The 13767-nt window shown below is 67.9% G+C and carries 11 protein-coding genes; 9 read left to right on the top strand and 2 right to left on the bottom strand.

Annotated elements, in window-relative coordinates:
* The first annotated feature begins 68 nt into the window (after positions 1-68).
* The 8 genes from EKG36_RS12080 (at position 69) to EKG36_RS12045 (ending at position 9924) form a co-directional block, all read left to right on the top strand.
* A complete protein-coding gene (locus tag EKG36_RS12080; protein WP_126484415.1) occupies positions 69-1271 on the top strand; it encodes a glycine C-acetyltransferase in 1203 nt (400 codons plus the stop codon).
* Positions 1272-1768: 497 nt separating this feature from the next.
* On the top strand, positions 1769-3058 hold the full coding sequence (locus tag EKG36_RS12075; protein ID WP_126484413.1) for an NAD(P)/FAD-dependent oxidoreductase: 1290 nt from the start codon (positions 1769-1771) through the stop codon (positions 3056-3058).
* Positions 3059-3093: 35 nt separating this feature from the next.
* Positions 3094-4224 (top strand): ABC transporter ATP-binding protein, encoded by a 1131-nt coding sequence (locus EKG36_RS12070; protein ID WP_126484411.1) that lies wholly within the window; start codon positions 3094-3096, stop codon positions 4222-4224.
* Between the two features lie 10 nt (positions 4225-4234).
* Entirely contained in the window at positions 4235-5158 is a 924-nt protein-coding gene (locus EKG36_RS12065) for an ABC transporter permease (RefSeq protein ID WP_126484409.1), read from the top strand.
* Positions 5155-5952 (top strand): ABC transporter permease, encoded by a 798-nt coding sequence (locus tag EKG36_RS12060; protein WP_126484407.1) that lies wholly within the window; start codon positions 5155-5157, stop codon positions 5950-5952. The genes EKG36_RS12065 and EKG36_RS12060 overlap by 4 nt, the downstream gene beginning before the upstream one ends.
* 38 nt (positions 5953-5990) lie before the next feature.
* The gene (locus EKG36_RS12055; RefSeq protein ID WP_126484405.1) at positions 5991-7055 is read left to right on the top strand and encodes an ABC transporter substrate-binding protein; all 1065 of its coding nucleotides are present in this window, start codon (positions 5991-5993) and stop codon (positions 7053-7055) included.
* A gap of 55 nt (positions 7056-7110) precedes the next feature.
* Positions 7111-8478, top strand: a complete 1368-nt coding sequence (locus EKG36_RS12050) for a glutamine synthetase family protein (RefSeq protein WP_126484403.1) — start codon at positions 7111-7113, stop codon at positions 8476-8478.
* A gap of 153 nt (positions 8479-8631) precedes the next feature.
* Entirely contained in the window at positions 8632-9924 is a 1293-nt protein-coding gene (locus EKG36_RS12045; protein WP_126484401.1) for an NAD(P)/FAD-dependent oxidoreductase, read from the top strand.
* A gap of 54 nt (positions 9925-9978) precedes the next feature.
* Here EKG36_RS12045 and EKG36_RS12040 read toward each other — a convergent pair whose 3' ends face one another.
* A complete protein-coding gene (locus EKG36_RS12040; protein ID WP_126484399.1) occupies positions 9979-12546 on the bottom strand; it encodes a GcvT family protein in 2568 nt (855 codons plus the stop codon).
* 367 nt (positions 12547-12913) lie between these two features.
* On the opposite strand from EKG36_RS12040, the gene EKG36_RS12035 reads away from it, so the two are divergent.
* The gene (locus tag EKG36_RS12035; RefSeq protein ID WP_126484397.1) at positions 12914-13462 is read left to right on the top strand and encodes a glycine zipper 2TM domain-containing protein; all 549 of its coding nucleotides are present in this window, start codon (positions 12914-12916) and stop codon (positions 13460-13462) included.
* Between the two features lie 61 nt (positions 13463-13523).
* On the opposite strand, the gene EKG36_RS12030 is transcribed toward EKG36_RS12035, so the two are convergent.
* Positions 13524-13766: a formate dehydrogenase subunit delta gene (locus EKG36_RS12030; RefSeq protein ID WP_126484395.1), complete on the bottom strand. Its 243-nt coding sequence runs from the start codon at positions 13764-13766 to the stop codon at positions 13524-13526.
* Position 13767 lies beyond the last annotated feature (1 nt).

Below are 13767 nucleotides of genomic sequence, written 5' to 3'. Positions count from 1 at the left end.
GATATCCAAGCAGCGTCAAGATCATGCTCACCCCGAGGTGGGCCGATGGGAGAAAAGGACACGACACCATGTACGGCGACTTTCAACGGCACCTGCGTGACGAGCTTGCGGCCATCGACGAGGCCGGCCTGACCAAGCGCGAACGCGAACTGGCCACTCCCCAGGGCGCCCATGTGGGCGTGGCGAACGACGGCGAGGTGCTCAACCTCTGCGCCAACAACTACCTGGGGCTCGCCCAGCATCCCGAGGTCAAGGCGGCCGCCATGGCCGGCCTGGAGGAGTGGGGCTACGGGCTGGCCTCGGTGCGCTTCATCTGCGGCACCCAGACCCTGCACAAGACCCTCGAGGCCAGGCTGAGCGAGTTCCTCGGCACCCAGGACACCATCCTCTACCCGTCCTGCTTCGATGCCAACGGCGGCCTGTTCGAGACCCTGCTGGGGCCCGAGGACGCGGTGATCTCCGACGAGCTCAACCACGCCAGCATCATCGACGGGGTGCGGCTGTGCAAGGCAAGCCGCTACCGCTACCGCAACAGCGACATGGCCGACCTGGAAGCCCAGCTGCAGGCCGCCGACGCCGCGGGTGCGCGCTTCAAGCTGATCACTACCGACGGCGTCTTCTCCATGGACGGCTATATCGCCAGGCTGGACGAGATCTGCGACCTGGCCGAGCGCTACCAGGCCCTGGTGCACGTCGACGACTGCCACGCCACCGGCTTCCTGGGGGAGGGCGGCCGTGGCACCCACGAATACCGGAGCTGCCTGGATCGGGTGGACATTCTCACCGGAACCCTGGGCAAGGCCCTGGGCGGTGCCAGCGGCGGCTACACCAGCGCCCGCAAGGAAATCGTCGAGCTGCTGCGCCAGCGCTCGCGGCCCTACCTGTTCTCCAACACCGTGGCACCGCCGGTGGTGGCCGGGGCGCTCAAGGCCCTGGAGCTCGCCGGCGAGTCCAGCGAGCTACGCGACCGGCTCAAGGCGAACACCGCTTTCTTCCGCCAGGGGCTCGAGGATCTGGGTTTCGAGCTGCTGCCCGGCGAGCACCCCATCGTGCCGGTGATGCTTCACGATGCCGCCCTGGCGGCGCGCTTTGCCGAGGAGATGCTGGCCGAGGGCGTCTATGTGATCGCCTTCTCCTACCCGGTGGTGCCCAAGGGCAAGGCGCGCATCCGCACCCAGGTCTCGGCGGCCCTGACGCGCGAGGACCTGGAGGCCGCCCTGGCGGCCTTCGGGCGGGTCAAGGAGCGCCTGGCATTGGGCGGCGATGCCTAGCGTGGGTCCGTGATGATTCCCGGGGCGCCGCTGGCGCGGCGCCCGTCTCCTGCCGGCCCTTGACGCGGGCTTCCGGTTTTTCCCTCCCCGATCATTCCTTCTCCTCCCAGGCTGCCAAGCGAATCGGCTTGTCGCGATTCAGAGAATATAATCAACTGCCTGCGTGCCCGGATCGAGCACGGGACGCGTCAAGGTATTTCGGGTTGTCGTATATTCAACGCCTTGTTCGGTCCCCCGGATGTCGTGCACAGGGCACCGGCCCATCGGGATTGAGGTGTCTCCCCGATAGCTTTTTCTTGACGATCTGCTCTTCGTGAAATCTTTAACTCAATGATAATAAAAGATTATATATATTATTGCTTCTTGAAGGTGTTGAATACTTGACATCATCCTGGCGGTTGGTGTCAGACTAGGGGTGAGCGCCGTTCCCCAGGCCTGGACCGAGGTGATCGTTCGGTGCGGTAAAAGTATTCAACAACAATAACGGGAAGCGACTTATGCGCAGCTCTTCCATCGATGGCCCGGCCTCCTGGTATCGCGATTCCATCGCCGTGGAGCTCGAGCCCAGCGTCCCCCTGGAAGGCGAGGCCCGCGCCGATGTCTGCGTGATCGGCGGCGGTGTCACCGGCTGTTCGGCCGCCCTGCACCTGGCCGAACGTGGCTACTCGGTGATCCTGCTGGAAGCCGGTGAGGTAGGGCACGGGGCCTCCGGGCGCAGCGGCGGCCAGATCCTGCCCGGACTCGGCACCGATATCGGCACCGTCGAGCAGGCCCTGGGCCTGACCCGAGCCCGGGAGATCTGGGAAATGAGCCGTGAAGCCGTGCGCCTCACCGCCGAGCTGATCGAGCGGCACGCCATTCCCTGCGAGCTGGCCTGGGGCTACCTGCATGCCGCGGTCAAGCCTCGCCACGTCAGGGAGCTCGAGGCCTTCCGCGAGCACCTGGCCCGGGACTACGACTATCCGGCCCTGGAGTGGCTGGAAGGCGACGCCCTGCGCCGGCATGTGGTCACCGATGCCTATCCCGCGGCCCTGCGCGACCGGGAGGGCGGCCACCTGCATCCCCTCAACTACACCCTCGGCCTGGCGCGTGCCGCCCAGCGTGCCGGGGTGCGGCTGCATCCCGGAAGCGCCGCCCGGGACATCCGGCGAGGCACGCCGGCCACCGTCATCACCGATGGCGGCCGCGTCACCGCGGACTTCCTGGTGCTGGCGACCAACGCCTATCACGGCGGCCTGGTGCCGGAGCTGTCGGGTCGGGTGATGCGCGCCGCCAACTACATGATCGCCACCGCGCCCCTCAGCGCCGACCAGGCGGCCCGGGTACTGCCCCGGAACGACGCCCTGTCGGACGCCAACTTCGTGCTCGACTACTACCGTCTGTCCGCGGATCGCCGCCTCATCTACGGGGGGGAGGTCAGCTACGATGGACGGGAGCCGCCGCGCCTGCAGGCCCGCATGGACGCCAAGATCGCGCGACTCTTCCCGGTGCTCGAGGGCGTGCCCATCGACTACCGCTGGGGGGGCGACGTGGCCATCACCCTGAATCGCGCGCCGGACTTCGGCCGTCTGGGGGCGAATCTCTTCTATGCCCAGGGCTATTCCGGCCACGGCATGGCCCTGGCGGGGCTGGCCGGCAAGCTGTTGGCCGAGGCCATCGCCGGCCAGAGCGAGCGGTTCGATGCCTTCGCCGCCATGCCGCACCGCCAGTTTCCCGGGGGTAGCGCCCTGCGCAAGCCGCTGCTGGTGCTGGCCACCAATTTCTACAAACTGCGTGACCGGCTCTGAGAGCCGATACCGCCGACAACCGAAGAGGGCCCCCCATGAGCGAGACCATCACGGCGGATGTCGCCGACCAGCCGGGTGCCACCCCGGCCACTGCGGAGCGGCAACAGGAGGCTGCGACCCGCAAGGCGTCATCCATCGAGATGCAGGGACTGCACAAGCGATTCGGGCGCGATACCGTGGCGCTCGATGGTGTCGACCTGAATATCCAGGCCGGCGAGTTCTTCACCCTGCTGGGGCCGTCCGGCTGCGGCAAGACCACCCTGCTGCGCATCCTCGCCGGCCTCGAGGAGCCCGATGCCGGCTCGCTGGTGGTGGGCGGCAAGAACGTCACCGAGGTGCCGCCGCACCGGCGCAGCGTCAATACCGTCTTCCAGTCCTATGCCCTCTTCCCGCACCTTTCGGTGCGCGAGAACCTGGCCTTTGGCCTGAAGATGCGCGGCGTGCGGGCCGCCGAGCGCGACGCCAAGGTCGACGAGATCGCCGGCTTCATCAAGCTCGGTGATCTCGTCGAACGGCGTGTCGACCAGCTCTCCGGCGGCCAGCGCCAGCGCATCGCCCTGGCCCGGGCCCTGGTCTGCGAGCCCGACGTGCTGCTCCTCGACGAGCCGCTGTCGGCGCTGGATGCCGGGCTGCGCAGCCAGCTGCAGGTCGAGCTGCTGCGGGTACAGAAGCGCCTCGGCATGACCTTCGTGTTCGTCACCCATGACCAGCAGGAGGCGATGGTCATGTCCGACCGCATCGCCGTGCTCAACGGCGGCAACATCCAGCAGGTCGGCGCGCCGCGGGAAGTCTACGAGCGGCCGGTCAACGCCTTCGTCGCCCGCTTCATGGGCCACGACAACCTCTACCCGGTCACCGCCCGCCGTGGCGACCGGCTGACCACGGCGCTGGGCGAGCTGACCGCCGAGGAGGGCGGCGCGGGCGAGCTGCTGCTGATCCGCCCCGAGACGCTGGACCTGTTGCCGGGGACGGTGGAGGGCGCCAATCACCTCCAGGCGACGGTGGCCGAGCGCCTCTATCGCGGCAGCCATGCCGAGTTCCGCCTGGAGATCGGCGAGACCACCCTGCAGGCCACGGTGAACAACCGCGGCCGGCACCTGCCCGACGTGGGCGACCGGGTCACGGTGGTGGTGGCACCGGAAGACCTGATCACCCTGAGCGAGTGAGGAGGCGGACATGTCCTATACCGGCGTAACGCCTACCGCGCGCAGTCGCGCCATGGTCCGCGATGCCCAGCACCTGCTGTTCACGGTGGCCCCCGGGGCGGCATGGATCGTGGTCTTCCTGGTCCTGCCCAGCGCCTACCTGATGGGCGTGGCCTTCATGAGCAACGGCCCCTACGGGCTGCCGGAGATGCCGCTGTCGCTGGAGTCGTTCAAGCGGCTGGCCGGCTTCGGCTTTTTGGGCTGGAGCCCGGGCAACCTCTACACCCTGATCCGCTCGCTGTGGCAGACCCTGATCTCCACCGGGCTGGTGGTGCTGGTGGCCTATCCGATCGCCTACTACATCACCACCTGTCGCGAGAAGTGGCGGCCGATCATGCTGCTGCTGGTGGTGGTGCCCTCCTGGACCAACCAGGTCATCCGCACCTTCGGCTGGATGAACCTGCTGGCCCCGGGCACGCCGCTGTCCGGCCTGGCCGAGAGCCTTGGGCTGATCGCCCCCAACATGGGGCTCTACCCTTCGAACTTCGCGGTCACCCTGGGGCTGGTCTACAACTTCCTGCCGTTCATGGTGCTGCCGCTCTATGCGGCCTTCGAGAAGCTCGACACTGCCCAGGTGGAGGCCGCCCAGGACCTCTACGCCTCGCCGGTGCGGGCCTTCTGGCACGCGGTCTTCCCCCAGACCCTGCCGGGCCTGCTGGCGGGGATCGTGCTGGTGGCCATCCCGGCCTTCGGCATGTACGTGATCCCGGAGCTGCTCGGCGGCGGCAAGGGCATGATGCTTGGCAACCTGGTGGCCACGCAGTTCTCCGGCGGTGCCAACTGGCCGCTGGGCGCGGCCGGCGCGATCCTGATGCTGATCGCCACCTTCGTGGGGCTGTTCGCCATGCGTCGCATCGGCAAGCGCCTGGGTGGCGGCGAGGAGGTGGTGATATGAGAAAGCGGACCCTGCAACGCGGCCTAACCGGCTTCTGGTGGCTGACCGTCGCCTTCCTCTACCTGCCGCTGGTGGTGGTGGTGCTGTTCTCCTTCAACGCCTCCAACAGCGCGGCCAACTTCACCGGCCTGTCCCTGCGCTGGTACCAGCGGCTGATGGGCAACGAGGAAATCCTCTCGGCCTTCGCCAACAGCATGGTGCTGGCCATCACCTCTTCGGTGATCGCGCTGGCCATCGGCTGCCTGATCGGCTATGGCATGTACCGGCACCGTCACCGCAAGCTCGGCTGGCTGATCGTGCTGATCTACCTGCCGATCGTGCTGCCCGACATTGTCTTCGGCATCTCCGAGATGGCCTTCTTCGTGCAGATCCATGACCTGACCGGCCTGCTGCAGCCGGGGCTCGGCACCATGATCATCGCCCACGTGACCTTCCAGATCCCCTTCGTGGCGCTGATCGTCTACTCGCGATTCGTGGGCCTGGACCCGACGCTGTTCGAGGCCGCCAAGGACCTCTATGCGACGCCGGTGAAGCGGGTGGTGCACTTCATGCTGCCGACCATCAAGCCCGCGTTGATTTCGGCGTTCTTCCTCTCCTTTACCCTGTCGGTGGATGACTTCGTCATCAGCTTCTTCACCTCGGGACCGGAGAGCGCGACCCTGCCGATCTACATCTGGGGCGCCATCAAGAAAGGGGTCTCCCCGGAGATCAACGCGATCGCCGCGCTGATGATCGGCGCCGTGGCCGTCGCCGCCATCCTGAGTCTCACGTTCAGTCGTCGCCGGCAGGCCTGACCGGCACCATCATCCCCAAGGGAAACGAGGAGAGCATCATGAAAATCAACAAGATCGCACTGGCCCTGTCGCTGGGCGGGCTGGCCTTGGCCGGCCAGGCCCAGGCCGAGGAGGGCAAGCTCTACCTGTTCAACTGGACCGAGTACATGGACCCCGCGATCATCGAGGCCTTCGAGGACAAGTACGATGTCGAGGTGGTGCAGAACTACTTCAACTCGCTGCCCGAGATGTTCGCCAAGCTCAACGCCGGAGGCGTCTCCCAGTACGACATCATCGTGCCGTCCAACTACTACATCCCGCGGCTGATCGAGACCGGCCTGGTACAGCCCCTCGACAAGGCCAGGCTCGACAACCTCGGCAATGTCATGGAGCAGTTCCAGGACCCGAGCTATGACCCCGGCAGCCAGTACAGCGCCCCCTACCAGTGGGGCACCACGGGCATCATCTACAACGCCGAGACCTTCCCCGACGCGCCCAAGAGCTGGTCGCTGCTGTTCGACCCGGAGGTCAACCCGCAGCATCCCTTCGCGCTGATGGGCGACGGCCAGGTGACCATGGGCGGCGCCTGCGCCTTCCTCGGCCACGGCTACGACTGCACCGGGATGGACGCCTGGAAGGAGGCCGCTCGGCTGCTGATCGAGACCAAGAACCGTGACACCTTCAGCGGCTTCTCCGACGGCACCCCGGCGCTGCAGCAGCTGGCCCGCGGCGTGACCCATGCCGGCCTCTCCTACAACGGCGACTTCCTCTACTACAAGGAGGAAAACCCGGACTCCTTCGCCAACCTGGAGTTCATGATTCCCGACGAGGGGGCCGAGAAGTGGGTGGACGCCATGATGATCCCCGCCGAGGCGCCCAATCCCGACCTGGCCCACAAGTTCATCGATTTCATCCTGGATGCCGAGGTCGGTGCCCAGCTCTCCAACTACAACTACTACGCCAGTCCCAATGCTGCGGCCGTGGCCCATCTCGACGAGGTGCTGACCCAGCCGCCGGTACAGCCCAGTGATGCCGACATGGAACGGCTGCGCTTCACTCCCAGCCTGGAAGGCGATCAGCTGCAGACCTTCCAGCAGCTGTGGTCCGAGGTTCAGGCGCGGTGAGACGAAGGGCCCCGGCGCCGGCCGGGGCCCCATCCCCAGAGCGAAGGAATATCCCATGAGTAACCGCCAGGAGCAGCCGCTCTTCAACGACTGGTTCCAGACACGCGGCATCACCGAGGTCGAGTGCCTGGTCACCGACCTCACCGGTATCCTCAAGGGCAAGATCATGCCCGCGAGCAAGTACCTCGGCGGCGGGCGACCCCGGCTGCCGGACTCGATCTTCATCCAGACTGTCACCGGGGGCTACCCCGACGACGAGGACATCCACTTCTGGAACCCGGCCGAGCGTGACATGGAGCTGGTGCCCGACCCGGGGGCCATCTACCTGGTGCCCTGGGCGGAGGATCCCACCGCCCAGATCATCCACGACTGTCACTACCTGACCGGCGAGCCGGTCGAACTGGCCCCGCGCCACGTGCTCAAGCGGGTGCTGGCGCTCTACGAGGCGCGCGGCTGGAAGCCGGTGGTGGCTCCCGAGGTCGAGTTCTTCCTGGTCAAGACCAACACCGACTCGGACTACCCCCTGGAGCCGCCGATCGGCCGCACCGGCCGCCAGGAGAGTAGCCGGCAGTCGTTTTCCATCGATGCGGTCAACGAGTTCGACCCGCTGTTCGAGGAGATGTACGACTACTGCGAGGCGATGAACCTGGATCTGGATACCCTGATCCATGAGGAAGGGGCCGGCCAGATGGAGGTCAACTTCCAGCATGGCGACCCGCTGCAGCTGGCCGACCAGGTGGTGATGTTCAAGCGCACCCTGCGCGAGACGGCGCTGCGCCACGGCATGTACGCCACCTTCATGGCCAAGCCGATGGCGGGCGAGCCGGGCAGCTCGATGCATATCCACCAGAGCCTCGTGGATGTGGAAAGCGGCCGCAACGTCTTCGCCGGCGAGGACGACACCCCGAGCAAGCTCTTCCACCACTTCATCGGCGGCCTGCAACGCTACCTGCCGGCCGCCATGCCGCTGCTGGCGCCCAACGTCAACTCCTATCGGCGCCTGATGCGCACCGAGAGCAGTGGCTCGGCGCCGATCAACGTCGAGTGGGGTACCGACAACCGCACCGTGGGCCTGCGGGTGCCGGTCTCGCCCGCCGAGGCCACCCGGGTCGAGAACCGCCTGGCCGGGGCCGACGCCAATCCCTACCTGGTCATGGCGGCCTCGCTGGCCTGCGGCTACCTGGGCATGCTCAGCCAGCTCGAGCCGCGCCCGCCGATGGTGGGCTCTGCCTGGGACAGTGGCCACAGGTTGCCCGACGACATCGGCCCGGCCCTGGACCTGCTGCACGACTGCAAGCCGCTGGCCGACATCCTCGGCGAGCGCTTCACCAACAGCTACCTGGCCGTCAAGCGCGCCGAGCACCGGGAGTACTTCCAGGTGATCAGCTCCTGGGAGCGCGAGCACCTGCTGCTCCGCGTCTAGGGCGACGCCGACTTCGCTCGCCAAGGGCGCCGGCCATGCCGGCGCCTTTTGCATGGTGGAAAGAAAAGCATGTCAGCGGCCTTGGTGTTTTCCGTCTATTCGCCGTATCATTGGACATCATTTGTTAAATAAAATAACCATTACGGAGGCCTCATGAGCGTCTCGAACGATACCCAACACGTCGCATCCTGGTACGCGGCCACCGCCACGGCGTCGCCCGAGCGGCCCGCCCTGGAGGGCGAGGTGGACTGCGATGTCTGCGTGGTGGGGGCCGGCTTCACCGGCATCTCCGCGGCCCTGCACCTGGCCGAGCAGGGCCACCGGGTGGTGGTGCTGGAGGCCGCCCGGGTGGGCTTCGGGGCCTCCGGACGCAACGGCGGCCAGATCGTCAACAGCTACAGCCGCGACATGGACGTCATCGAGGCCAAGTACGGCGCCGACACGGCCCGGGCGCTGGGCGACATGGCCTTCGAGGGCAATCGCATCATCCGCGAGCGCATCGCCCGCTACGGCATCGAGTGCGACCTGCGCGACGGCAACCTCTTCGCCGCCTGCAACGCCCGGCAGATGAAGGGACTGGTCGAGCACAAGGCGCTCTGGGAGCGCTACGGCCACCGTGAACTGGAGCTGCTGGAGGGGGAGGCGGTCAAGCGCGAGGTGACCTCCGAGCGCTACGTGGGGGCCCTGGTAGACCACTCCGGCGGCCACCTCCACCCGCTCAACCTGGTCCTGGGCCAGGCCGCGGCGGTCGAGTCCCTGGGAGGCGTGATCTACGAGCGCACGCCGGTGACGGCCGTCGAGCACGGCCAGCCGGTGCGTCTCGCCACGCCCCATGGCACGGTGCGGGCCGAGCGGGTGGTGATGGCCGGCAACGCCTACCACCAGGGCATCATGCCGGCGCTGGAGGGCAAGTCGATGCCCTGCGGCACTCAGATCATCACCACCGAGCCGCTGGGCGAGGATCGGGCCCGCGCGCTGCTGCCCCACAACCTCGCCGTCGAGGACTGCAACTACCTGCTGGACTACTTCCGGCTGACCGCCGACCACCGGCTGATCTATGGCGGCGGCGTCAACTACGGCGGCCAGGACCCCGCCGACATCGAGGCGGTCATCCGGCCCAAGATGCTCAAGACCTTCCCGGGCCTGGCCGACGTGCGGGTCGACTACGCCTGGAGCGGCACCTTCCTGATGACGCTCAACCGACTGCCGCAGTTCGGGGTGCTCAACGACAACGTCTACTACGCCCAGGGCTATTCCGGCCACGGCGTGACCTGCACCCACCTGGCCGGGCGCCTGATCGCCGAGGCCATGACCGGCCGCGAGGCGCGCTTCGACGCCTTCGCCGACCTGCCGCACCTGCCGTTCCCGGGCGGACGGATGCTGCGGGTGCCGCTCTCGGCCATGGGCGCCTGGTACTATGAGACCCGTGACCGCCTCGGTCTCTGAGCCGCGGCCTCGCGACAGGCAGCGAGGCGGTGCGCCGCGACATCGGCGCCGCGCTCAGCTCTTGGGCCGCCGGTTCTCGGGATCAAAGAGCGGCTTGTAGCCCACCGCCTCGATGCGCAGCGGATAGCGTTCGCCGAAGTACTCCATCAGCAGGCGGTCGCCTTCCCGGGCGACCTCTGCCGGCAGGTAGCCCAGGGCGATGTTCTTGCCCAGCGAAGGGCCGAAGGCGAAGCTGGTCACGTAGGACCGGCGACCCAGGCTATCCACCAGCACCTCGCCGCTTTCGGGGTCGAGGATCGGCGCATGGCCCACCGGGAAGCGGGGCTGGCCCCGGGGATCCCGGTTGTCCTCCAGGGTCAGGGTGCAGAGGTAGGCCGGCTGGTGCTCGCGGCTGCGCTGCTCCAGGTAGGCGTCCTTGCCGTGGAAGTCCTCGGGCTTGACCTTGGGCCGGGCCAGGCCGGCCTCGTAGAGGTTGTACTCGGTGAGCAGGTCGGCGTTCTGCAGCCGCAGGCTCTTCTCCAGGCGGCGGCTGTTGGCGTAGGTCTCGATCCCCACCGGGGTGACGCCCTGTTCGAAGAGCAGGTCCCAGAGCGCCAGGCCGTAGCTGAAGGGCACGTAGAGCTCCCAGCCCTGCTCGCCCACGTAGGAGATGCGGAAGGCCCACACCGGCAGGCCGCGCAGGCGGATCTCCCGGGCCGTGGCGAAGGGGAAGCGCTCCTCGTCGAGCGCGCCGGGATCGTCCGCCACCCGCTGCAGGGTGCGACGGGCGTTGGGGCCCCAGACCCCGAGGGTGGCCAGGCCGTCGGTGCGGTCTTCCAGGCGCCAACGGGTCAGGCCACGAGCCTCGGCCATGCGGGTGATCCACACCCGGTCGCGGGGACCGGTGTCGCCGCCGCAGATCACCCGGAAGGCGTCGGCGGCCAGGCGCACGATGGTCAGGTCGGAGTGCACGCCGCCGGCCTCGTCGAGGAAGTGCGTATAGACCCCCTTGCCGGCCGGCGTCGCGCCGCCCACCCGGGCCACCGACAGGTACTCCAGCAGGGCCTCGGCATCGGGGCCGATGAGGTCGTAGATGGCGAAGTGGGACAGGTTGATCATGCCCACGTCCTCGGAGAGCGCCAGGTGTTCGGCATTGGAAACCCGCCAGAAGTGGCGTGCGTCCCACTCGACCGGGCGCTCCGGCACCCGATCGCCGTAGCGTTCCAGGAGGTGGTCGTTGGCGGCATAGCCATGGGCGCGCTCCCAGCCCGCCGTCTCCATGAAGTGGGCGCCGAGCTCCACCTCGCGGGGCCAGAAGGGGCCACGGCGCAGGTTGCGGCCGGATTCGAAGGGCTCGCGGGGATGGACCGGGGGGTCGTAGATCTTGCGGGCGATCTCCTCGCACCGGCCGTACACGTAGTCCGGGGTCGTCTGCACCGGGTAGAAGCGGGCGATGTCGATGCCGTGGGGATCGAGCGCCGGCCGCCCGTTGGTCAGCCAGTCGGCCAGCACCTTGCCCATGCCCGGGCCATCCTTGACCCACACCGCCTCGCACAGCCACAGGCCGCGGGTCTCCGGGGACTCGCCGACCAGCGAGCCGCCGTCGACGGTGACCGAGAGCAGGCCATTGAAGGAATGCTTCTCGTCCCAGCCCAGGTCGCCGAGCACCGGCGTGAGCTCGATGGCCCGCTCGAAGGCGGTCATGACCTGCTCGAGCTCCAGGTCGCGCATGGAGGGCGAGAGCCGCGCCTGATGGCGCTCCAGGATCTCGTGGGGACGCACCAGCCGGGGGATGGTGGTCTCGTAGTAGCCCCACTCGATCTGCCCGCCCTCGGTGGTGGCGGGATCGCCGGTGTCGCGCAGGTAGGCCGAGTTGCCCTGGTCGCGCAGCAGCGGGTAGCCGATCTCCTTGCCCGTGCCGGCAAAGGTGTCGAAGGGCCCGAAGAACAGCAGCGGGTGCTCGACGGGCATCAGCGGCAGGGCGGCACCGCCCATCGCCGCCGGGATCGGGCCCCAGATGCCGGAGGTGACGATGACCACCGAGGTTTCGATATAGCCCTTGGGGGTCTCGACCCCGCAGACCCGGCCGTCGCGGACATCGATACCCAGCGCCGGGGTATCGGCGAAGGTGGCGAGCTTCCCGGAGGCCTTCGCCTTCTCGATCAGCTCGCCGGCGACCTGCTGGGAGCGCGGCACCACCAGGCCGGCGTCCGGGTCCCAGAGGGCGCCCTGGATGAGCGTCTTGTCCAGCAGGGGGAAGCGCTCGGCGGCCTCGTCCGGGCCGATCAGCCGGGCCCGGGTGCCGAAGGCCTTGCCCGAGTCGACCTTGCGGGCGAGTTCGGCCATGCGCGCGTCGTCGTCGACCCGCGCCACTTCCAGACCGCCGATCCGGGCGTAGTGGCCCAGGTGCTCGTAGAAGCGTTGGCTGTAGGTGGTCGTGTAGCACGACATCTTGTCGTGGGCGGTCATGTAACAGAAGTCCGAGGCATGGGCGGTGGACCCGATATCCGAGGGAATGGCGGACTTGTCGAGCCCCACCAGGTTGTCCCAGCCCAGCTCGATCAGATGGTGGGCCACGGATGCCCCGACGATGCCGCCCTGGCCGATGATCACCGCATCCGCCTGCTTGGGGAATGTCGCCATGCCGCTCTCCTTCGCTGTGCTGCCGTTGGGTGTCGACTCCCTGTCAACGTAATGCACCTTGCCGGTATGGGCTGCTCGACGGCGACACCGGCATGCGCCGGGGCGACAGAGGGCGAGCGTCGATGTCGCGTAAGGCTTGACATCGCCGGGGCAAGATGGCCTGAGTCGCCGTCACCTGGCGGCGTCGCTTTCCGGCGACGCCCGGTCAGCAATTATGAAACGTCGCCTCGGGCGCCATCGCCGGCGCGGCGAGGGGGTATGCTGTCCGCCACGGGCGGCGTGGGAGGCGTCGTCCCGCTCACACATCGCTCGTCGAGCAGCCACGCCTCTCGCGGAGCCGAGGTCGAGCCATTGAAGGAGGTGACAGATGAGCAAATCGATCGTGGTGGGAAGCACCCTGGCCGTGCTGGGGCTGGGGGGCATGGCCTTCGGTGCCTGGCAGGTCCAGGAAAGCCGTCAGCCGCAGTTCGCCGACATCACCGGGGTGCAGACCCTGACCCGTACCGTGGAGACGCCGCGGGAGGTCTGCGAGGACGTGGTGGTCCAGCAGCAGGCGCCGACCCGCGATCCTCACAGCGTGGTCGGTACGGCCGCCGGTGCCATCGTCGGTGGCCTGCTGGGCAACCAGATCGGCGGTGGCAGCGGCAAGAAGATTGCCACCGTAGCAGGCGCGGTTGGCGGCGGCCTGGCCGGTCGCGAGGTGCAGAAGCGCATCGAGTCCGGCCAGACGGTCGCCACCACCCAGCGGCAGTGCCACACGGTGACCGACAGCCGAGAGGAAACGGTGGGCTACGAGGTCAGCTGGCGCTATGACGGCCAGGAACACACCACCCAGCTGGATCATCGCCCCGAGGGCGAGCGGGTCCGGCTGGTGGATGGCAATCCCCAGTGGGCGGAGCCCCGGACCCAGGGCTGAGCGCCCGCGATATCCACCTCTGATGCAACAGGGCCGACCCTCGCGGGTCGGCCCTGTTGCGTTAGCTGGCCCGGTGGGTCTGACGTTCGGCCAGGCGGCCCACGGCCTCGCGGGCCAGGGGGGACAGGTCGTGGTCGTCTTCGCCCAGGCAGGCGATCAGGCGCTGCTTCATGGGACGCGCCCAGAAGGTCTCCAGGTGGGTGCAGACCGCCTGGGCGGCCTGTGTCGCGTCGCGGCCGGCGCCCAGGTTGGTGGCGATCTGGTTGACCATCTGTACCAGGGTGATGACGTGATCTCGTGACATC

Origin of the sequence: Halomonas nitroreducens (genome assembly GCF_003966155.1) — a bacterium.
Classification (GTDB): Bacteria; Pseudomonadota; Gammaproteobacteria; order Pseudomonadales; family Halomonadaceae; genus Halomonas; species Halomonas nitroreducens.
Note: the sequence above shows the minus strand (reverse complement) of the source record. Positions and strands in the feature narration are given on the sequence as shown.

What these genes read in the sequence shown, in the direction of transcription:
- EKG36_RS12080 (WP_126484415.1), top strand. Translation starts at nt 69, where the DNA reads ATGTACGGCGACTTTCAACGGCACCTGCGTGACGAGCTTGCGGCCATC.
- EKG36_RS12075 (WP_126484413.1), top strand. Translation starts at nt 1,769, where the DNA reads ATGCGCAGCTCTTCCATCGATGGCCCGGCCTCCTGGTATCGCGATTCC.
- EKG36_RS12070 (WP_126484411.1), top strand. Translation starts at nt 3,094, where the DNA reads ATGAGCGAGACCATCACGGCGGATGTCGCCGACCAGCCGGGTGCCACC.
- EKG36_RS12065 (WP_126484409.1), top strand. Translation starts at nt 4,235, where the DNA reads ATGTCCTATACCGGCGTAACGCCTACCGCGCGCAGTCGCGCCATGGTC.
- EKG36_RS12060 (WP_126484407.1), top strand. Translation starts at nt 5,155, where the DNA reads ATGAGAAAGCGGACCCTGCAACGCGGCCTAACCGGCTTCTGGTGGCTG.
- EKG36_RS12055 (WP_126484405.1), top strand. Translation starts at nt 5,991, where the DNA reads ATGAAAATCAACAAGATCGCACTGGCCCTGTCGCTGGGCGGGCTGGCC.
- EKG36_RS12050 (WP_126484403.1), top strand. Translation starts at nt 7,111, where the DNA reads ATGAGTAACCGCCAGGAGCAGCCGCTCTTCAACGACTGGTTCCAGACA.
- EKG36_RS12045 (WP_126484401.1), top strand. Translation starts at nt 8,632, where the DNA reads ATGAGCGTCTCGAACGATACCCAACACGTCGCATCCTGGTACGCGGCC.
- EKG36_RS12040 (WP_126484399.1), bottom strand. Translation starts at nt 12,546, where the DNA reads ATGGCGACATTCCCCAAGCAGGCGGATGCGGTGATCATCGGCCAGGGC.
- EKG36_RS12035 (WP_126484397.1), top strand. Translation starts at nt 12,914, where the DNA reads ATGAGCAAATCGATCGTGGTGGGAAGCACCCTGGCCGTGCTGGGGCTG.
- EKG36_RS12030 (WP_126484395.1), bottom strand. Translation starts at nt 13,766, where the DNA reads ATGTCACGAGATCACGTCATCACCCTGGTACAGATGGTCAACCAGATC.